Genomic DNA, 21,182 nt, shown 5'->3' on the forward strand with positions numbered 1-21,182 from the left:
TAAAGAGGCCGCGTCACAGGCGGCCTCCGGTGCACCCGGAAAGGGAACGATGTCCGCACTCACCGAACGTCCACTGGTCGCAGACGGCGGGAACTGGGCCGTCGCCACCCCGCACGCCACCGCCGGTGACACGGCGGCCGACGTCCTGCGCGGCGGCGGCAACGCGGTCGACGCGGCACTCGCCGCCGCCGCCATGCTCACCGTGGTCTACCCCAACCAGTGCTCCGTCGGCGGCGACCTGCTGGCCCTGGTGGGCACCCGCGACGGCGACATCCGCGTCGTCAACGCCAGTGGCCGCGCCCCGCGCGCCCTCGACGTACCGGCGCTGACGGCGGCGTACGACACGATGCCCGTCCTCGGCGCCCTGCCGGTCACCGTGCCCGGCGCGGTCGCGGGCTGGGGGGCGCTCGCCGAGACCTGGGGCACCCGGCCGCTCGCCGCCGCGCTCGCCCCCGCCGAGGCCGCCGCCCGCGACGGGGTGCCCGTGGCCCCCGGCCTGGCCCGCGACCTCGCCCGGGAGAGCGCCCAGCTGGCGCGGGACCCCGGCATGCGGGGCGTGTTCTTCGCCGACGGCGAGGTCCTGACGGCCGGACAGACCCTGCGCCAGCCCCACCTCGCCCGCTCCCTCGCCCTGCTCGGCGCCGAGGGCCCCGCCGCGATGTACGGCGGAGAGGTGGGCGCGAGCCTGGTGAAGCTGCTCGCCGCGCAGGGCTCCGCGATGACCGACGAGGACTTCGCCGCGCACACCGTGGAGCTCTCCCCGGCGCTCGCCGCCGAGTACGACGGCGTCGAGTACCTCTCGTCCGGCGCCAACTCCCAGGGCCGCTACTTCCTCCAGGGCCTCAAGGCGCTCGACGCGGTCCGCGCCGCCCGGGGACCGCTCGACCCCCTCGGCCGGGACGCCGGCCTGGTGGCCGCCGTCCTCGCGTGGGCCGCCGGCGACCGCGACCGGTACTGCGCCGACCCGGAGCACAGCGGCACACCGGCCGAACACCTGCTGTCCGACGCGTACGCGCTGCGCATCGCCGAACACGCGATGGCGGGCACGGCGACCGGCGTGCTTCCCGCGCGCAAGGCGTCCGGCGACACCGTCGCGGTGGTGGTGGCCGACGCCGACGGCACCTGGGTCTCCCTGATCCAGAGCGTCTTCCACGGCTTCGGCGCCGCCTTGCTCGACCCCGCGACCGGGATCGTCCTGCACAACCGGGGCGCCTCGTTCTCCCTCGACCCCGCCTCGCCCAACCGGGCGGCCGGCGGGAAGCGCCCGCTGCACACGCTCATGCCGGTCCTGGTCCGCGCGGGCGGCGAACTCGTCGGCGCGCACGGCGCCATGGGCGGACGCGCGCAGCCCCAGGTCCACACCCACCTGGCCCTTCAGCTCGCCGCCGGTTCCTCCCCCGGGCACGCGGTGGCGGCGCCGCGCTGGGCCCTCGGCGCCATGGAGGCGGGGGTGACGACCGGCGCGGGCGTCGTGGCCGTCGAACACGGCGTCCCCGCCGAGGCCGGCCGCGCGATCGAGGAGGCCGGATTCACCACCCGGCCGCTCGGCGCCCACGACGACGAGGTGGGCCACGGGCAACTGGTCCGGCTGGTGCCCACATCCGGCGGGCCGCACCTGACGGCCGCGGCCGACCCGCGCGCGGACGGTTCCGCGGTCGCGGGCTGACACCGCGCCAGGGTGCGCGACCATGGGAGGCACCACCGACGTGAGGGGGAAGGACCCATGACGGGCAAAGGCACCGGGCGAACCGGCAGAGCGAGCCGGAGCCGGCTGCCGCGCGGCACCCTGAGCCAGGAGCTGATCGTCCGGGCGGCACTGCGGGTCGCGGACTCCACCGGGGTGGAGAAACTGACGTTCCAGGCCCTCGGCCGGGAGCTGTCCGCCCACCCGACGGCGATCTACCGGCACTTCCGCAGCAAGGACGAACTGCTCCTCGCCCTCATCGACGCCCTGCACGAGGAGGCGCTCGCCGCCACCCCGCCGCCCACCGACGACTGGGCCCACGACCTCATGCAGATCGCGGTCCACACCCACGCGGCGTTCCTGCGCCACCCCCGGGTGGGGGCCCTGGCCGCCGCGCGCACCGCACGCCGGGAGAACGAGTTCCGGTCCGTGGAGCGCAAACTCGACTGCATGCGCCGGGCCGGGCTCGACGGCGCCGAAGCCGCCCGGTACTACCGGGTCTTCGCCGACCTGGTGCTGGCCTACAGCGCCATGGACGCGAGCCTCGCCATCCTCGCCCCGGACCTGCGGGACGCCGACCTGCACGCCTGGAAGTCGGACTACCTCAGGCTGCCGGCCGACACGTACCCCAACATCGCCCGGACCGCGCCGCAGTTCGTGGAACTCGACGACCCGCAGAACTTCGTGACGGCCGTCCAGGCGGTCATCGACATGGTCCGGGCGAGGACCGAGCGCGGGGCCCGGCACACCTGATCAGGTGCGCCGGGCCCCGCCCGGACCCTGGATCAGGACGGGTCGCCGTACTGGAGGCCGCGGCCGTTGGTACCGACGTAGACCCGGCCGAAGGTGTCGGGGTCGCCGGTGATGATGCCGATGGAGCCGATGGCGCCCCACTGGTGGGCGTCGTCGTTGACACGGAGCCAGGTGGCGCCCTTGTCGGTGGAGCGGAACACCCCGGTGACGTCCTTCACCGTGCCGATCAGGTACAGCGCCTGGTACGAGGCGCCGGGCGCGGCCTTGCCGAAGCCGAGGGCGGAGGCGGCCTTCACCGTGCCGAGGGCGGCGAAGGTACGGCCGCCGTCGGTGGAGTGCAGCAGCCCCCGGTCGTTGCCGGAGATCCACAGGTCCCCGGCAGCACCGGGAACGGCGGCGAGCCGGCCGGACGGCAGACCCGTGGCGCGGGCGCCGAAGGTACGGCCGCCGTCGGTGCTGGCGTACAGCGTGCCGCCGGACAGGGAGTAGAACGTCCCGGCCGAGGCGCGGTCGGCGACGACCACGGCATCGGCGCCCAGGCCGCCGGCCCGCGTCCAGCTCGCCCCCATGTCGGACGAGCGGTAGGGGGCCTGACCGGCCGGGGTCCACACGACGGTCGACCCGTCCGACGAGAGCGCGACATGCCCGCTCTCGGCGCCGCCCACCGGCTCGGCCCCGAAGCCCTTCCAACTGGCCCCGCCGTCAGTGGAATAGGCGCCGTCCTGCGCCCCGCCCCGGCCCACGCGGACCATCGCCGAAGGCTTGGACTCGGCGAAGTCGATGCTGGTGCTGCTGCTCATCAGCGGGTTCTTCAGCCGCCCCGCAGGCACGCTGGTCAGGGAGGCGCCGTAGCGGAAACCGCCCTGGTCGCCCATGGAGGTGATGAGGGTGGCGCCACCGGGCGGGGCGATCGCGTCCGCCAGCGCGGTCTCCTCCAGTCCCCGGGCCCCCGGCGTCCAGTGGCTGGTCCGGCCGCTGTCGGAGGCGTCGCCGTCCTTGCTGCGCCAGATGCCGTTGCCGGTGCCGTACAGCACGTGCCCGGAGTCGAACGGGTCGATGGCCAGGGCGGTCATCCAGTGCCCGATCCCGGTCCCGACGTACGGCGCGGCGGAGGCGTCCCGCACGGACTTGTCGGCCAGCGCCTTCCAGGTGCTTCCCCCGTCGGTGGTGCGGTAGACCTCGTCCTCGGGCCACCAGCGGTCGAGGGTGGTGACCATCACCGTCGACGGCTTGCGCGGGTCGACGGCCAGCCCGGAGAACCCGTACCCGCCCTTGGACGGCGAGATGTTCCGCCACGCCCCGCCGGCCGGCGTGTACTTCCACACCGCGCCGCCCGTCACGCCGTTGGGCCCCAGGGCGTCGGTGTACGTCAGGTACAGCGAGCCGTCGCCCGCGATCACGCCGTGCTGCGGAAGCAGGCCGCTCGGCTGCCCGGGGACCGCCTGCCAGGTCGCGCCGCTGTCGGTCGAGCGGTACAGGGACGTCGACTTGTCGGCGACCCCGGCGTACACCGTCCCGGCCGGGCCGTACGTCACGAAGGAGATGCCGCCGCCGCTGCTCGCCCCGTCCTTGACCGGGAAGGAGGAGACCTGGCTCCAGGTGACGCCGTAGTCGGTGCTCCGCCACAGGCCGTTCTTGCGGGTGCCCAGCAGCAGCGTGCCGTGGTTCTGGGGGTCGACCACCAGGCGTTCGCCCGCTCCGCGGCCGTCCTCGTTGCCGCCGAGCTTGAACGGGAGGTCGGTGCGCTTGAAGGTGCGTCCCTGGTCCGTGGAGCGCAGGATCGCGCCGTTGCCGGCCCAGCCGTTGGTGTAGGTCCCCGTCCCGAGGTAGAGCCGGTTCGGGTCGACGGGGTCGGTGGCCAGCGAGTCGATGCCGAGCAGGTTCCAGTCCTTCTCGCCGAGCCAGTCGGTGAGCGGGATCCACTGCTCGGCGCCCGCGTCCCAGCGGTAGGCGCCGCCCATGTCGGTGCGCGCGTACAGCAGCCCCTTCTGCCGCGGGTTGAACACCAGCCCGGTGACGTAACCGCCGCCCACCACCTGGGCGTTCTTCCACACGTACGGTCCGGTCCTGGCCGTCTGGGTCTCGGCCACCTTCACCAGCTTCCACTGCTGGTTGGCGCTGCCCCGGTCGGCGTACTGGATGACCGCCGCGCCGTCGGCCTTCGAGCTCCCGGTGACGTCCAGGACCTGGCCGCCGGCGCGGGAGACGAAGGTGACGGCGTCGGAACCGCCCACCTCCTTGATCTTCCACTCCTGGGCGGCGGACGAGCTGTCGGTCTGCTGCTCCGCGGCGGCCGACCGGCTCGCGATGCCCAGGACCTTGCCGCTGTTACGGTTCACCAGCTCGTAGTAGCCGCCCCCGACGGGCTTCAGCTTCCACTGCTGGTTCGCGCTGTTCTGGTCGGTCCACTGCTGGATGCGGGTGCCGTCGGCGGTGGAGAAGCCGTTGACGTCCAGCACCTTGCCGCTGCTCACGGAGGCCAGCCGGTAGTAGGCGTTGGTGTCGATCGTCGCGGCCTGCGAGTCGTCCTGCGTGAACAGCAGGTAGGGCACGACGGCCAGCGGCGTGCCGAGCAGGATGGCGGTGGCGGTCCAGCGACGGCGGTGACGCCCGCGGCGCCCGCCGTTCGTGGGGTTGTTCATGGGGGAGGTGCTCTCCTTGCATACCGTGCGGCAGAGAATCTCGGATCCGCCGGCCGAACCGGCGGATCCGCCTCCTTGTGGTCACGGCCCCCGTGAAGGGTTGCCATGATCCAGAAACTTTCTTTCAGCTTCTTTCAGCGATTTCTTTCAGCGGTGTGCCGTCAGCGCCGGGTCAGCAGCCCCGGACGGTAGGGCAACAGGCCGTAGTCGACGCCGTCCGAGCTGGGGCTGCGCCCCTGGTAGAGCAACTGGAGGTTGCAGGGGTCGACGGTCATGGTCTGGTCGGCGTTGGTGCGCAGCAGCTCTCCGTGGCTGATGTCGTTGGTCCAGCCGGCGCCGCTGTTGGCCTTGCCGGCGAAGGGGTTGTTCTCGGTCGCGGCCTGGGGTGTCCACGAGCCGTTCAGGCTGGTGGCCGTGAACGAGCGGAAGAAGCGCCGCTCACTGGCGCCCCGGGCCTCGACGATCATGAGGTAGCGGTTCTGGTCCTTCAGCTTGTAGACCTGCGGCGCCTCGAACAGGTTCTTCACCGTGTCGCTCATGACCGTCGTGTACGACGAGCCGAAGTTGCCCGGGAAGTTCCCGATCGGCATGCTCGCCCGGTAGATCTTGCCGTTGTCACCGGCGAAGAACAGGTACATGTTCTGGCTGTCGCCGATGAGCGTCTGGTCGATGGGTCCTGTGCCGGAGCCGGAGATGCTTCCGGTGAACAGCGTCTGCGGAGCCGACCAGCCGTTCGGGTTGGTGGGGTTGCTCGACGTCCGGTAGGTGAAGGCGGTCCCGCCCCACTGGTAGGTCAGCACCCAGATGTTCTTCGGCGCGAAGTAGAAGAGCGAGGGCGCGACGGCCGCGTTCGTCATCGCGTTCTGGCCCGCCGAGGCCATCTGCGACCAGCTGCCGAACAGGTTGAAGTTCATCGAACCCCAGCGGTTGCCGTTGTCGTGCGTCGTCGCGTAGACGAGCTGCTGCCCGTTGTACGGGGCGACCGTGAAGTCCTTGAGGGAGACCCAGCCCGACTTGGGCTGGGCCAGCGCGCCCGTCGACGACCAGCTGTAGGACGACGGGAGATCGCACGCTGCGGGGGCGGCGCTCGCCGCGGTGTTGGCGCCGAGAGCGGCGGCCACGAGCGCCAGCGGCGCGAGGACTGCGGTCAGGCGTTTCGAGCGGATCGAGGACAGGGGTCGGAACCGCATCAGAGGGCCTCCTTGGCCGTGGGGGAGGTGACACCGGTGAACTGCGGAGCGGCCGTACCAAGAGCAGAGACACTTCGAAACATTCGAAGAGTTTCCCGAACCTTGACGCCACAAGGTAGGAACGCAGAACCCTTCGGTCAAGGTCTCGAACCGATCTGTCCATAAAACCTTGTGCGCGGCACGGTGAAACCTTGTGCACTGCGCTGTTCGGCGGATCGAATGTTTCGAAGCGGAAACTGAAAGTTTCTTCGTCAGGAGTGTTGACGAGTCGCGGTCAATCCTTCAATCATCCTTCTCGGAGCGGCCGACTCCAGTTCGAGATGCCGAACGGCGTCGGCCCTGAGCACCGAGCCGCACAGCAGATCCGCGCACCGAACTCCAGCGCCACCCCGTTCCGGAGAGGTCCGCCCCTGCGCGTCCTGATGCTTCGCACACCCCCCAGAGGTGTACGACGCCGGGCCCCTCCGTACCCCCAGACATCCCGTGATGTCCCCTGAGGAGGCACAGCCATGGGCTCGTACGCCCGACCTGAACCCGCAGTCCGCCGGAGAGTCCGGGGCCCGCTGCTGGCGCTGCTCGTCGGCGCCCTCGGCGCGCTGCCCGCACTGACGGCGGCGCCGGCCGCGCACGCAGCCGAGAGCACGCTCGGCGCCGCGGCGAAGCAGAGCGGCCGTTACTTCGGCACCGCCATCGCCTCGGGCCGGCTGGGCGACTCGGCGTACACCTCGATCGCGAGCCGCGAGTTCAACATGGTGACGCCCGAGAACGAGATGAAGATCGACGCCACCGAGCCGCAGCAGGGCCGGTTCGACTTCACCGCCGGCGACCGCGTCTACAACTGGGCGGTGCAGAACGGCAAACAGGTGCGCGGCCACACCCTGGCCTGGTACTCCCAGCAGCCCGGCTGGATGCAGAACCTCAGCGGCAGCAGCCTGCGCCAGGCGATGATCAACCACATCAACGGCGTCATGGCCCACTACAAGGGCAAGATCGCCCAGTGGGACGTCGTCAACGAGGCGTACGCCGACGGCAATTCAGGAGGCCGGCGCGACTCCAACCTCCAGCGCACCGGCAACGACTGGATCGAGGTCGCCTTCCGCACCGCGCGTGCCGCCGACCCCGCCGCCAAGCTCTGCTACAACGACTACAACACCGACAACTGGACCTGGGCCAAGACGCAGGGCGTCTACAACATGGTCAAGGACTTCAAGCAGCGCGGCGTGCCGATCGACTGCGTCGGCTTCCAGTCCCACTTCAACAACGAGAGCCCGTACAACAGCAACTTCCGCACCACCCTGTCGAGCTTCGCCGCCCTCGGCGTCGACGTGGCCATCACCGAACTCGACATCCAGGGCGCCTCGGCCACGACCTACGCCAACGTGACCAACGACTGCCTGGCCGTCCCGCGCTGCCTCGGCATGACCGTCTGGGGCGTACGCGACAGCGACTCCTGGCGAGCGCAGCAGACACCGCTGCTGTTCAACAACGACGGCAGCAAGAAGGCCGCCTACACCTCGGTCCTGGGCGCGCTCAACGGCGGCACCACCACGCCGCCCCCCACCGGAGGCGGGACGATCAAGGGCGTCAGTTCGGGCCGCTGTCTGGACGTGCCGGGCTCCAGCACCACCGACGGCACCCAGCTTCAGATCTATGACTGCCACACCAACGCCAACCAGCAGTGGGCATCCACCGCCGCCGGTGAGCTGACGGTGTACGGCAACAAGTGCCTGGACGCCGGAGGCACCGGAGTCGGCACCAGGGTCCAGATCTACAGCTGCTGGGGCGCCGACAACCAGAAGTGGCGCCTCAACTCCGACGGCACCATCACCGGCGTCCAGTCCGGCCTCTGCCTCGACACCGTCGCGGGCGGCACCGCCAACGGCACCCTGATCCAGCTCAACTCCTGCGCCTCCAGCCAACGCTGGACCCGGACCTGAAGGGCGAACCGATGACCACGTACGAAACCCTTCCCTTACGGCGGCGCTGGTGGTCCCGGATCGCCGCCCTGGCGACGGCGACCCTCGCGGCCGGCCTGCTCACCGGGGTGGCCCCCGCGCCCTCCGACGCGGCGCCGGCTCTGGCGGGATGCGGCAGCGCACCGACGCTGACCAGCGGCACCTACACGATCCAGAGCGGCGGCAAGAACCGCAGCTTCATCCTGAAGGTCCCCGCCAACTACGACAACAACCACCGCTACCGGCTGATCTTCGCCTTCCACTGGCGCGGCGGCACCGCGAACGACGTCGCCTCGGGCGGTTCGAGCGGGAGCACCTGGGCCTACTACGGCCAGCAGCAACTGTCGAACAACTCCGCGATCCTCGTCGCCCCCCAGGGGCTCGGCAACGGCTGGGGCAACTCGAACGGTGAGGACAGCGTCTTCGTCGACGACATGATCCGGCGCATCGAGGGCGGCCTCTGCGTGAACACGGCCCAGCGGTTCGCCACCGGGTTCAGCTGGGGCGGCGGCATGAGCTACGCGCTCGCCTGCGGGCGGGCCAACTCCTTCCGGGCCGTCGCGGTCATCTCCGGCGCCGAGATCAGCGGGTGCAGCGGCGGCACCCAGCCCGTCGCCTACTTCGGCCTCCACGGCGTCAGCGACTCCGTCCTGAACATCTCGCAAGGACGCTCCCTGCGCGACCGGTTCGTCCGCAACAACGGCTGCGCCGCCCAGAACCCGCGCGAGCCCGCGCCGGGCAGCCGTACCCACGTCACGACCACCTACTCCGGCTGCCGTGCCGGATACCCGGTCCAGTGGGCCGCGTTCGACGGCGGCCACGCACCCGCCCCCGTCGACGGCACCGGCGGCGACAACGGCGCCACGACCTGGAGCAAGGCGGAGATCTGGAGGTTCTTCTCGCAGTTCTGAGGGCGCACCTCGTCCGAAGTCCGGGGTGGAGCCGGGACCGTTCCGGCTCCACCCCGGCGCACGCAACATCCCCTGTCCGTAAGGGACTTGGCTGATTCCGGCCGTTATTCGGGTGTGAACATGACAGCCTGATGATCCCTTCTCACAGGAGACCGAAGCCACTCATGAACCGGACAGGGCAGTACGCCCGACATGCCCGCCTCGCCACCGCCGGCATCACCGCCCTGCTGCTGGCCGCAGGGCTCTCCCCGGCCGCCGACGCGGCCGAGCAGGATACGTACGTGCGTGACGTGATCGTCGACAAGGACGGCTCCCGGCACGTCCGGTACGACCGCACCTATCGCGAACTCCCCGTCCTCGGCGGCGACTTCGTCGTCCACCTGACCCCGGACGGCACCTACCGGGGCGCGGACCGGGCGACGAAGTCGGCGATCTCGCTGCCCGGCATCACTCCGGAGGTCCCGGCCCCCGAGGCGGCCGGCGTCGCCGCCGACGCGCTGCGCGCGGCCCACCCCGGCGACACGCTGACGCAGGTCACGGCCGAGCCCCAACTCGTCGTCGACGCCCTGCACGGTGCCCCGCGCCTGGCCTGGCGCACCGAGGCCGCCGCCCTGGACCCGCTCGGCAACCCGGTCGCCCGCACGGTGCTGACCGACGCCCGCACCGGCGCCCGGATCGACGCGTGGGACACCCTGGAGGCGGTCACCGGGGACGGCCGGTCCCTGTACAGCGGCACGGTCGCGCTGGAGACGACCCCCTCCGGGTCGGCGTACCAGCTCAAGGACCCCACGCGCGGCGACACCTACACCCGCGACGCGTCCGGCACGTCCCCGCTCACGGACGACGACAACCACTGGGGCACCGGCACCACCGACGACCCCTCCACCGCCGCCGTCGACGCCCAGTACGGCAGCGCCACGACCTGGGACTACTTCAAGGACGTCCACGGCCGCAACGGCATCGCCGACGACGGCAAGGGCTCCTACAACCGCGTCCACTACGGCAACAAGCTCGCCAACGCCTACTGGAACGACGCCTGCTTCTGCATGACGTACGGCGACGGCGACGGCACCAACTTCGGTCCGATGACCGGACTGGACGTGACAGCGCACGAAATGACGCACGGCGTCACGTCGAGGACGGCCGGACTGGTCTACACGGGAGAGTCCGGCGGCCTCAACGAGGCGACCTCCGACATCCTGGGAACACTGGTCGAGTTCTACGCGGCGAACCCGCAGGACCCCGGCGACTACCTGATCGGCGAGAAGATCGTCCGCCCCGGTCTGAAGCAGGACGCCCTGCGCTACATGGACCGGCCGAGCAGGGACGGCGGCTCCGCCGACTACTGGAGCGGTTCGCTCGCCAAGCTCAGCGTCCACTACTCCTCCGGCGTCGCCAACCACTTTGCCTACCTCCTCGCCGAGGGCAGCGGAGCCCGGACGGTCAACGGGGTCGCGTACGACTCCCCGACGTCCGACGGCTCCACGATCACCGGCATCGGCCGCGACAGGCTCGGCGCGATCTGGTACCGCGCCCTGACCGTCTACATGACGTCCACGACGAACTACGCCGGAGCCAGGGCGGCCACCCTGAACGCGGCCCGGGACCTCTACGGCGCGGGCGGCACGGAGTACGCCACGGTGGCGGCGGCCTGGAGCGCCGTCAATGTGAACTGAGCGCCGCCACCGTTCCCGGGCTGCCCGCTACGGCTTGGGCAGCGCGCAGCCCGGTGCGTTCAGGTCCAACTGGTTGCCGGTCGTGAAGCAGGCCGGGATCTGGTAGGTCTGCTGGCCGTAGTTGATCCCCGCGCGGACGGTGATGTTCCCGCCCGGGTCGACCTCGCAGGGGTTGTCCCGGGTGCAGGAGGCGCCGTTCTCGTTGCCGGTGTTGTGGACGGCGACGATCTCACCGGTTGCCCGGTCGAGCACCGGTGAGCCGGAGGTGCCGCCGGCGGTCTGGCAGGCGGGGGTGTAGCGGACCGAGTCCTTCCAGGTCCACTTGTCCTCCTTGAGGCGGTACACGAACCCGTCGATGTCGCAGTCGAAGAGCTGCTTCCAGGCGCCGGACGCCACGGTGACGGCGGTGCCGGCGGCCGGGTGCGTGTCCCGGACGGTCAGCGGGGACACCCCGTACGCGTCCTTGATCGCCGCGTAGGTGGTGGTGAGCTGGTAGATCGCGACGTCCGTGTCGGTCATCGTCGCGTACGCGAGCTTCCCGGCCGTCAGGGTGGCGACCTGGGTGCCCGAGGCGTCGAGCAGGCCGAAGGTGCGGCTGTTCGGCCGGTCGGTGACGACCACCCCCGGGTCGAACAGGCTGCTGCAATGACCGTTGGAGAGCACCAGCGCCGGGTCGGTGTCCGCGGAGGCCGGGAAGCGGACGAGCGAGCCGGAACAGTTGCTGAGCACGACGGTGCCGGCGAGGCCGACGGCGTCGGGTGCCGCGTGCGCGGGCGATATGCCCGTCCCGGCGGTGGCCAGGACGAAGAGCGCGGCGGCGAGAGGCTTTCTCACGTGTGGGGTCCCCTTCGGGCAAGGCGGCGGGAAACCTTCCGGCCGCCCCTGGTGTTGTCATGCGCATTGTTTGCGGCTGGGGGTGGGGGATCAAGGTCCTTCTTTCGGCCACGCCCCCGCAGTCCATTGATTCGGCTGATCAGAGGGGGGTGCTGATCAATCCGGCGCCCGTGACAGTGGTGATCGCCCGGCCCGCTCCACAAGAAGCGGACGGGTGGACCCCCCGGCGGTGCCTCCCCCAGTGCCGTCGGGGGCTCCTCATGCCAGTCACACCTCTTCCCCAGGAGATGTATCCATGCGCGCACAGAGCGCAACCAAGCCCCTCAAGCGCTTCGGCAAGGCCGCGAGCGCGGTCGCGGCGCTCGCCTTCGGCGCCTCCCTGCTCGCCGCCCCGCAGGCCATGGCCGAGGACACGCCCAGCACCCGGCAGCTGCTGGACGCGTGCAGCTGGGCCGACCTCTGCGAGTTCCACCCGCAGAGCTACTGGACGTACACCGGCCCCGCCCACCAGGTCGGCAGCACGGCCTACAACTGCGGCAGCCAGACCAACCAGCACAGCATCAACTGGTCCGACACGACCGGCACCACCAACTCGGTCGGTGTCTCGGTCAGCAGCGGCGTGAAGTTCTTCGAGGTCTTCGAGGCCGAGATCTCCGCCAACTACGGCCACTCCTGGCAGGCGTCGCACACCGACGGCGAGACCGACACGGTCAACGTCCCGCCGGGCCACAAGGGCTGGATCGAGCGCGGCACCCCCAAGCAGCAGGCCACCGGCTGGTACGAGATCCACTTCGGCTCCCGCTACTACGGCCACTACATCTGGTACGTCCACGACTACCAGTCGTCCGGCTTCTACGGGGACAACTGGCGCCTGGGCTACGTCAACCAGAAGGACGCCCCGATGGCGTCGTGGGAGCGCAACCAGCACTGCCGCTGACCCGGCCCCTGTTCCGGCACACGGCTTCGCGCGCGGTGGGAGGCGCGCGGAGCCGCGTGCCTCCCACCCCCTGCCCCCCGACCTCTCCGGCTCCCCGGCTCTCCGGCAGAGCTGAATCCGACCGAACAGAAGTGGCCCGACCGATGACCCGACGCCCCCTGCGCACCGCCGCCCTCGCCCTCGGCTCGCTCCTGCTCCTCACCGGCTGTGGCGGCACGGCGACGAACGGCGCGACGGTGTCGTCGGGCGACCAGCAGGGCCCGCTGGTGATCGGCAGCGACAACTCGACGGAGAGCCGGATCGTGGCCGCGCTCTACGAACAGCTCCTGACCGCCGCCGGGGAGCATGTGACCACGGCACTCACCCCCTTCGCCGGCCCCGCCGACAGCGCACGGGCCGTCGTACGGGGCGAGATCGGGCTCACCCCCGCCTACGAGACCACCCTCCTGCGGGCCATGCCCCGCAGCGGCCCCCGGACCGACAACATGACGTTGGCGCTCAGCATGGCTCTGCCGCCCGGCGTCGTCGCCCTGTCCCCGGCCCGCGCCGAACGCGGCGTGGTCCTGGCCGTCACCAAGGCCCTGGCCGGCCACCACACCCTGCACACCCTGCCCGACCTGCGCCGCGCGGGCACCCGCCTCACCCTGGGCGGCCCCGCCGCCGGCGACCCGGACGCCCCCACGCCGGCGGCACTGACCAAGGCGTACGGCGTCACCTTCACGACGGCGCCGAAGGGCACCACCCCCGACGTCCTGGTCCTGCGCGGCACGGACCCCGTGATCGCCCGCCGCGACCTCGTGGTGCTGGCCGACCCCGCAGCCGTCGTCCCGCCCGAGCACGTCGTCCCGCTCGCCGACGCCGCGAGCGCGGACCGGACCGCCCGGGACACGCTCGCCCGGCTCGGCACCCGGCTGACCACCCCCGAACTGGCCGCGCTCACGGCCCGCGTCGAGGCAGGCCAGGCACCCGCCGAGGCCGCCGGGGCGTGGCTGCGCTCCACCGGGCTCCTCCGCTGAGGACCGCCCGCCCGAACCCGAACAGCAGAAAGGGACCCCCTCCATGCGTACTCTCCTCAACAAGGTCACCGTTCCGGCGCTCGCGCTCGGCGCCCTGTGCGTCGGGCTGGCCCTGCCCACCACCGCCAGCGCCGGCGAGGTCGACAGCGTCCAGATCCAGGTCTGCAACAACAACCCGCGCCCGATGCGGTTCTTCTTCGTCGGCTACAACCAGTTCCACGACTGGACCGGCTCTCGCTTCTGGGACGTCCCGGCGAACAACTGCACCACCGCCTGGAACTACTGGTGGCAGAACAACCGCTCGGTGGAACTGCACTACGAGCGCTCCGACATCGGCTGGCACACCAAGTTCGTGTACATCCCCAGCCAGTCCGACGGCAACACCTGGACCTACTCGACCAACTGACGGCCGGGGCACCTTTGCTCCAGGTTTGCCATCGCGTCACACACCCGACATGTCCGCCCCGCACCGTCTGCGGGGAGGTCATACGCATCAGGGCCACTACCCGGGCAAGAGCCTCTTTCCCGTACAGCTCTGACGTAGGCAGGACATGTGGCAGGCCGCCCCGAACTCCCCGTGGACCCCGAGGCCGGTCCCGTCCAGCGGCTCGCCCACGCCCTGCGTGAACTGCGGCGGTCCGCCGGCGGACCGGCCTACCGGGCCATGGCCGAGCGGGCGGGCTGCGCCGCGAGCACCCTCTCCCAGGCGGCCTCCGGCGAACGCCTCCCCTCCTGGCCGGTCGTCGAGGGCTACGCCCGCGCCTGCGGCGGCGACCCCGCACTCCTGGAACCCCTGTGGAAGGCCGCGCAGGAACAGAGCCACGCCGCACGCGAACCCGACGGAGACGCGCCCGCCCCCTACCGGGGACTGACCCGCTACGAGACCGACGACCGGCACCTCTTCTTCGGCCGGGAGCGCGCCACCGCCGAACTCAAACGGCTCGTCTGCGAACAGCGCCTCGCCGTCCTGTTCGGCGCCTCCGGCAGCGGCAAGTCCTCCCTGCTGCGCGCCGGCCTCATCCCCCACCTGCGCGACGAGGCCGCCAGGCACGGCCGGCCCGCCGTCCTCAGGGTCCTCACACCGGGACCCCGGCCGGCCACCACCTACGCCCACCTCCTCACCCCCGCAGACGGCGAACCGGACAGCTGGGTCGTCGTCGACCAGTTCGAAGAGGTCTTCACCCTCTGCCGGGACACCGCCGAACGCACCCGGTTCATCGACCTGCTGCTGACCGCCCGGGACCCGGACAGCCGGCTGCGCGTCCTGCTCGCCGTACGCGCCGACTTCTACGCCCGCTGCGGCGAACACCGGCGCCTGGCCGACGAGCTGTGCGGCGCCGGGCTGATGCTCGGGCCGCTGACCGCCGACGAACTGCGCGAGGTGATCGTCCGCCCCGCGCAGCAGGCCGGACTGCTCGTGGAACGCGAACTCACCGCACGCCTCGTCGAGGAGGCCAGCGGCCGGCCCGAAGTGCTGCCCATGCTCTCCCACGCCCTCCTGGAGACCTGGCGGCGCTGCCGGGGCCGGGCCCTGACCCTCGCCGCCTACGAGGCGGCCGGGGGAGTGCGCGGCGCCGTCGCCGCGACCGCCGAGGACCTGTACCGGCAGCTCACCCCGGCCCAGGCCCGCATCGCCCGGCACCTGCTGCTGCGCATGGTGGAGCCCGGCCTCGGCACCCCCGACACCCGCCGCCCGCTGCCGTGCGCCGAACTCGCCGAGCACACCAACCCGGACCTCCCGCTCGTCCTGGACCGGCTCACCCGCGCCCGCCTGCTCACCGCCGACCAGGACGGCGTCCAGCTCGCCCACGAGGCCCTCATCTCCCGCTGGCCCCGCCTGTCCGGCTGGGTCGAGGAGGACCGCGAACGGCTGCGCCACCGCTCCCGGCTCGCCGAGGTCGCCCGCGCCTGGCACGACCACGGCCGCGACCCCGGCGCCCTCTACCGGGGCGCCGCCCTCGCCCGCGCCGAGGAACTCTTCCCCGACCACGACCTGCTGACCCGCACCGAACACGACTTCCTCACGGCGGCCCTCGACGCCCGCGACGCCGAACAGCGGGCCGCCACCCGCGCCACCCGCCGCCACCGCAGGCTCCTCACCACCCTGTCCGCCGTCCTCGCCACCGCCCTCGCCGTCACGGCCGTCGCCTGGTCCCAGCACCGCTACGACGAGCGGCAGCGCACCGCCATCGCCGCCCGCCGTGTGGCCGACGTCGCCGACGCGCTACGCACCACCGACCCGCGCACCGCGCTCCTGCTGGGCGTCGCCGCCTGGCGCGTCTCCCATCTGCCCGAGAGCCGCCGCGCCCTGCTCGGCTCGCTCACCCAGCCCGAGGACGACGCCTTCACCGACCCCACCCCCGGCACCACCCCCCGCCGCTTCCTCCTCGACTCCGGCCGCACCCTGCTCAGCGTCGCCGACGGCCACTGGACCGCCTGGGACGTCGCCACCCACACCAGGAGACGGAACGGCGCGCTGCCCACCGGCGAGGCACGCGACGCAGGCGGCGACGGCCGCGTCATCGCCCTCGACCGCCCCGAGGGCATCCGACTGTGGGACACCCGCGCGAGCCGCTGGACCGGCGCCCCGAACCCCATGCCGGACTGGACGGACATACAGCTCGGCCACGACAACGCGCTGGTCAGGGACACCGAGGACGGCCGGGTCCGGCTGCGCTCCGCCACCGACGGGCGCATCCTGCTCCAGATCCCCTCACCCGGCGTCGCCGACCCGGTCCTCGGCGCCGACGACCGCACGGCGGCGGTCTGCCCGGAGCACGGCACCCCTCAGGTCTGGGACACCACCGCCCGCCGCAGACTCCCCGGCGCCTGGGACCACGCCACCGGCCTGTGCGACCCCGACTCCGACGGGCACATACCCACCACCCTGAGCCTGGACCACGGCCGCCTCCTCGCCCTGACCGCCGACGCCGTCCACGTCTGGGACGTCCGTACCGGCCGCGTCCTCGCCACCGTCGCCGACAACGGCGTCTCGTACGCCTCCCTCAGCGCCGACGGCGCCTTCCTCGCCACCACCGACTCCGGCGAACTGCGCGTATGGCGGCTGTCCGACCCCGACGCCCCGGTGCTGCGGCACGGCCTCGACAACCAGAACCCCTACGACGGCCCGGTCTGGGACCCCGCCCGCCCCGCCCTGCGCTACCTGGAGGGCGGCACCGTCCACACCCTGGACGTCACGGGAGCCGTCACCCCCGACTGGCGCGCCCACCCGCTCGACCAGGTCCTGCTGAGCCCCGACGGCACCACCGTCGCCACCGCCGAACACACCGGCGCCCACTACACCTTCCGCCTCGCCTCCACCCGGGGCGGCAGCGCCCGCACCCTCCCCTCCCCGCCGCTCCCGGTCCCCGCCGACTCCACCGGCTCCACCGATGACGTTCCCCTGATGGCGTTCGACGCGCACGGCACGGCCTTCGCCTACGGGGTCGCCGCCCACGGCGCGGACACCACCGGCCAGCGCCTGACGGTGTGGGACACCCGGCAGGGCCGCGTCCGCCGCGCGCTCGACCTCGCGCCCACCCCCGCCGAACCCGTCGTCACCCTCGCCCTGGGCCCCGCAGGGCGCACCGTCCACGCCGTGCGCATCGAGCCGTCCGGCACCCTCCAGGCCGAGACCTGGGACACGGCGACCGGCCGCCGCACCCGCGTCCTCCCTGGCCTCCCCGGCCCCGCCCTGGCCGTCAGCCCCGACGGCGGGCTCCTCGTCGGCGACAACCAGGTGACCGTCCTGCCGGCCGACCCCCCGACCGAACGCGACCTCGTCCTCGGCGAGGAGGTCACCGCCCTCGCCTTCGGCACCGACGGCACCCGGCTCGCCGCGGGCGCCGGGACCGGTCGCGTCGCCCTGTGGGACGGGCGGCTGTGGCAGCGCGCGGGCATCCTGCGCAACGTCTTCCCGCCCTCGCTCGGCAGCACCCCGGAATCCGTCAGCGCGCTCGCCCTCAGCCCCGACGGCGACACCCTCGCCGTCGGCGGCAGCGCGGGCACCCTCCAGCTCTGGGACGCCCGCACCCAACAGCCGCTCGGCGCCCCCCTCACCACCCCGGGCGAGGCGGTGCGGACCCTGTCCTTCAGCGCCGACGGCACCACCCTGTACGCGGGCAGCGCACACGTCCCCCTCCAGCACTACACCGTCGACCCGCGCACGGCCGTCCGCACGGTCTGCGCACGAGCGGGCGGAGCGGACCTGACACCGGAGCGCTGGCAGACGTACATCCCCGACGCCCCCTACCGCCGGCTGTGCGGCTGAGGCGGGTGCCCGAGGTACCGGACACCCGCCCCTGTCGTGCCGTAAGGCTTACGGCGTGACCTTCTCCACGGTCACCTCGCCCGTGCCCACGGTCGTGCCCCGGGTGTTCACCAGCCGTACCGTGCCGACGAGTTCGCGGCCCTCGGCCGCCGGGGCCGCCACCGTGACGGTCGCCGGTACCTTCGTCGAGCCGCCCGTGCCGAGCTTCACCGGCGTCGCGGAGTCGACGGTGACCTTGCCGAGCACGGAGGAGACGAACACGTCGTGGTAGTCGTACGCGGTCGAGCCGGACGGGACGCGGTAGGCGTGGACCTCGACGGTGTACGTGCCGGCCGCCGGGTTCGCCAGGGAGACGGACTCGTCGGCGGTGGGGCTCCCGGACTGGCCGACGACCTTGCCCTGCGCGTCGAGGACCGTCAGGTCGAGGTCGGCCGCCTGGTCGGCGGCGCCCCCGATGGAGACGTCCAGCGACGTGGTCCCCTCGGGTACCTCGACCGTGCTGCGCTGGGTGGCGCCGTCCGCGATGACCGGCCGCGCGGTCCTCGACGAGCCGAGCGGGCCGCTCTCCAGCCGGCCGTCGACCGCCGCCATCCGGTTGGTCAGTGTCCAGGAGGTGCCGACCGGCTTGCCGATTCCGGCCTCCGGCACGGTCAGCGGAGAGGGGGCGAAGGAGGCGGCCAGCGCGGACACGGTCAGCCGGTAGGGGTTGTCCAGCGAGGCCGACGTGCGCAGCGAGGCGACCGTGATCTCCCAGACGCCGGGCACCGGATCGGCGGCGGCGGGGAGGTCCGTGAGCGGTTGGTCGTCCGCGACCGCGATGCCGGTCGGGTCGACGGCGGTGAAGAACGTCTGGCTGCCCTCCTTCAGCCCGCTGAGCGCGATCTCCAGCGACTTCGTGCCCGGCGGGACGGTCACGAAGGAGGAGGTGTACGAGGCGCGCTGCACCGAGCCCGGGGCACTGAAGGTGTAGTGCAGCGGCGTGGAGACCACGACCGTGTCGAGGATCTGCTTGTCGACGCCCGGTGTGCGGGGGTCGTCGACGTCCAGGAGCACGCTCTTGATGCCCGCGCTCTTCGGGGTGGCCCGGAGTTTCACGGTGACCGGCTTGCCGAGCGGCAGGTTCACCCGCTGCGGGCCGACGACCGAGAAGGTGCGGTCCTTGTCGTTGACCAGGCGCAGGACGTGGGGGAGTGAGCCGGACGGCCCGGACGTGCGGGTGAGGGTGATGGCGTACGTCTTCTTCTGTCCCGCCTTCAGGCCGCCCTCGCGGTCGTAGACGCCCCGGCCGAAGCCCGGCGTCCTCAGCTTCCCGGCGAGCACGGTGGAGACCGGGGCCTTCACCGTGTAGTCGTGGGCGTCGGCACCCGCCGCGACGACCTTCCACGCGCCGACCGCATCGATGAGGCCGGCGCCCTCCTCGTACGCCTGGGCGCCCGCGATGTGCCGGGCGGTCGAGGTCAGCGCCGTGCGCAGCTTCCCGGCCGTCATCGCGATGCCCTTCTCCTTCGCGGCGCTCAGCAGCAGCGCGCTCGCGCCCGCCGCCTGCGGGGACGACATCGAGGTGCCGTTGTACATCGCATAGCCGGGCGGCAGCTTCCACCCCGACTCGGCGACGGACGAGCCGGGCATCCAGGCCGGGATCGTGCTGACCGCCGAGCCGGGAGCCACGAGGGCAGGCGAGTCGCCGCCGTCCTCGGCGGGGCCGCGTCCGGAGAAGTTGAACACCTGGGCGGGACGGGCCACGGCGGCGCCGTGGTTGGCGGCGTAGGTCGCGCGGGAGACGCTCGCGCCCACGGAGATGACCCCGTCGCCGGTGCTGAGGTCCCCGGTGCTGTTGGCGCCGGGGCCGGCGTTGTCGGAGGGGACGACGATCGGGATGTGGTACTGGGCGACCAGGCGGTCGTACAGCGTGGAGAAGACGTCGTTGCCGTCGTTGAGCGCCGCCGCGCCGTTGATGGTCATCTCGACCATGTCGACGCCACGGTCGACGACGAGGTCGATCATGCCCTCGGTGATGGCCGTGTTGGTGCAGGCGGTCAGGAAGGCGCAGCCCCGCGACGAGACGATCTTCGCGCCGGGGGCGGCGCCGTTCATCCTGCCGCCGAACAGGGCGTCGCCGGCCATGATCCCGGCCACGTGGGTGCCGTGCGAACCGGCGACGAGGCCGATGTCGACGAAGTCGGCCTTCTTGCCGGCCCAGTCGCCGCCCATCGGGTCCATCGGCACGTCCTTGCGGATCTGCACGACGAACGCCTGGCGTTCCGCGATGGGCGTGGCCGGGTCGTCGGTGCCGAAGTGGCCGATCCGGTAGCCGTCCTTGTACGGCTTCATCGGCGTGTCGTCGGTGAAGTCGCCGTTCTCGTCCACGTCGACGGTGACCGTGCCCGCGGCCGGGTCGTACAGGACGCCGAACTCGTCGGTCGTGTCGCCGTCGCGGTTCACGTCGCCGTCGGACTCGCCCTCGGCGGCGCTGCCCTGTGCGGTGGCGGACTCGTGGAAGACGCCGATCCGGTAGGAGCCCGCGGGGGCCTTCCAGGTCTTCCCGCCGTAGGTGAACGACGGCCCGGTGACCGGGGCGGTCATCGGCAGCCAGGTGCCGTCGCCGTCGATGATCGGGTCCGTGGCGGTCACCCAGTCGACGATCTTGCGCTCACCGGTCGTCGTCCTCTGGAGCGCGGGGGTGTCGAGGTCGACGCCCGTGTCGAGGAGGCCGATGGTCACCCCCCGGCCGTCCGCCTTCGGGTGCTGGCGCACGAAGTCGACGGCGCCCGTCTCGAAGGTCGGCAGGTACGGGTTCTGCGCCGGGGTGTCCTTGCCCGGACCGGGGTAAGTGGTCGAGGAGGCACGGGAGTTGCCGCCGTGCTCGGGGGCCGGTTCCTCCTGGGGGATCGTGTCCCGGAGGTCGATGGCCTGGACGGAGCCGAGCTGCGCGGCGGCGGTGACGGCCGCCCGCGCGCGGCTCGTCGGGACGGTCGCGCGGACGTACCCGAGCTTGTCGTAGGTGCGGCCGACGGAGCCGCCCTGGACCGCGTCCAGCTGTTCGGCGACCTGTTCGGTCTGCCCCGGGGCGGTGGCGATCATCATCGTGACGTTCTTCTCGCGGTGCGCCTCGGCCTGCGCGAGCAGGTGGGCGTCGTGCGAACTGAACTTGCTGTGGGGGGAGTTGGGTGCGGGTGTGGCGAAGGCTGCGGGCAGGGGGCCGGTCGCGGCGAAAGCGGTGACCAGGCTCGCGGCCACGGCGATACGGGCAGCGCGGCGCGCGCCCGGTATCGGGGCCAGGTGGGGGGTGGGCATGCGTGATCCCTGGTGCGGAA

Annotated in this window: 13 protein-coding genes; 9 read left to right on the forward strand and 4 right to left on the reverse strand. The window is 72.3% G+C overall.

The features are described from left to right. Positions 1-49: 49 nt before the first annotated feature. Both J8M50_RS19095 and J8M50_RS19100 read left to right on the forward strand, forming a co-directional pair. Positions 50-1,666: a gamma-glutamyltransferase family protein gene (locus tag J8M50_RS19095; protein WP_059047076.1), complete on the forward strand. Its 1,617-nt coding sequence runs from the start codon at positions 50-52 to the stop codon at positions 1,664-1,666. 57 nt (positions 1,667-1,723) lie between these two features. Then, positions 1,724-2,437, forward strand: a complete 714-nt coding sequence (locus J8M50_RS19100; protein WP_010358318.1) for a TetR/AcrR family transcriptional regulator — start codon at positions 1,724-1,726, stop codon at positions 2,435-2,437. Between the two features lie 32 nt (positions 2,438-2,469). On the opposite strand, the gene J8M50_RS19105 is transcribed toward J8M50_RS19100, so the two are convergent. Both J8M50_RS19105 and J8M50_RS19110 read right to left on the reverse strand, forming a co-directional pair. Beyond that, complete coding sequence (locus J8M50_RS19105) at positions 2,470-5,079, reverse strand: RICIN domain-containing protein (RefSeq protein ID WP_010358317.1); 2,610 nt, start codon at positions 5,077-5,079, stop codon at positions 2,470-2,472. A 161-nt stretch (positions 5,080-5,240) separates the two neighbouring features. After that, positions 5,241-6,383: a non-reducing end alpha-L-arabinofuranosidase family hydrolase gene (locus J8M50_RS19110; RefSeq protein ID WP_370516656.1), complete on the reverse strand. Its 1,143-nt coding sequence runs from the start codon at positions 6,381-6,383 to the stop codon at positions 5,241-5,243. A 395-nt stretch (positions 6,384-6,778) separates the two neighbouring features. Here J8M50_RS19110 and J8M50_RS19115 point away from each other — a divergent pair, with 395 nt between their 5' ends. The 3 genes from J8M50_RS19115 (at position 6,779) to J8M50_RS19125 (ending at position 10,811) form a co-directional block, all read left to right on the forward strand. Then, positions 6,779-8,206 (forward strand): endo-1,4-beta-xylanase, encoded by a 1,428-nt coding sequence (locus tag J8M50_RS19115; RefSeq protein WP_010358313.1) that lies wholly within the window; start codon positions 6,779-6,781, stop codon positions 8,204-8,206. 11 nt (positions 8,207-8,217) lie between these two features. Then, the gene (locus tag J8M50_RS19120; protein ID WP_010358312.1) at positions 8,218-9,135 is read left to right on the forward strand and encodes a CE1 family esterase; all 918 of its coding nucleotides are present in this window, start codon (positions 8,218-8,220) and stop codon (positions 9,133-9,135) included. A gap of 164 nt (positions 9,136-9,299) precedes the next feature. Then, a complete protein-coding gene (locus J8M50_RS19125) occupies positions 9,300-10,811 on the forward strand; it encodes a M4 family metallopeptidase (RefSeq protein WP_010358311.1) in 1,512 nt (503 codons plus the stop codon). A 27-nt stretch (positions 10,812-10,838) separates the two neighbouring features. On the opposite strand, the gene J8M50_RS19130 is transcribed toward J8M50_RS19125, so the two are convergent. Beyond that, positions 10,839-11,645 carry a trypsin-like serine peptidase gene (locus J8M50_RS19130; protein ID WP_010358310.1) on the reverse strand — a complete coding sequence of 269 codons (807 nt, stop codon included), beginning with the start codon at positions 11,643-11,645 and terminating at the stop codon, positions 10,839-10,841. A 295-nt stretch (positions 11,646-11,940) separates the two neighbouring features. On the opposite strand from J8M50_RS19130, the gene J8M50_RS19135 reads away from it, so the two are divergent. The 4 genes from J8M50_RS19135 to J8M50_RS19150 all read left to right on the forward strand — a co-directional run bounded on the left by J8M50_RS19135 (position 11,941) and on the right by J8M50_RS19150 (position 17,868). Next, positions 11,941-12,582, forward strand: a complete 642-nt coding sequence (locus J8M50_RS19135) for a hypothetical protein (RefSeq protein WP_010358308.1) — start codon at positions 11,941-11,943, stop codon at positions 12,580-12,582. A gap of 143 nt (positions 12,583-12,725) precedes the next feature. Then, positions 12,726-13,598 (forward strand): glycine betaine ABC transporter substrate-binding protein, encoded by an 873-nt coding sequence (locus J8M50_RS19140; RefSeq protein ID WP_010358306.1) that lies wholly within the window; start codon positions 12,726-12,728, stop codon positions 13,596-13,598. A 43-nt stretch (positions 13,599-13,641) separates the two neighbouring features. Next, positions 13,642-14,004 (forward strand): hypothetical protein, encoded by a 363-nt coding sequence (locus tag J8M50_RS19145; protein ID WP_010358305.1) that lies wholly within the window; start codon positions 13,642-13,644, stop codon positions 14,002-14,004. A 147-nt stretch (positions 14,005-14,151) separates the two neighbouring features. Next, positions 14,152-17,868 carry an nSTAND1 domain-containing NTPase gene (locus J8M50_RS19150; RefSeq protein WP_010358304.1) on the forward strand — a complete coding sequence of 1,239 codons (3,717 nt, stop codon included), beginning with the start codon at positions 14,152-14,154 and terminating at the stop codon, positions 17,866-17,868. A 48-nt stretch (positions 17,869-17,916) separates the two neighbouring features. Here the strand turns inward: J8M50_RS19150 and J8M50_RS19155 are convergent, their stop codons facing one another. Beyond that, entirely contained in the window at positions 17,917-21,162 is a 3,246-nt protein-coding gene (locus tag J8M50_RS19155) for a S8 family serine peptidase (RefSeq protein ID WP_010358303.1), read from the reverse strand. Between the last annotated feature and the right edge of the window lie 20 nt (positions 21,163-21,182).

The sequence above is a fragment of the Streptomyces acidiscabies genome (genome assembly GCF_020010905.1).
GTDB classification, from domain to species: domain Bacteria; phylum Actinomycetota; class Actinomycetes; order Streptomycetales; family Streptomycetaceae; genus Streptomyces; species Streptomyces acidiscabies.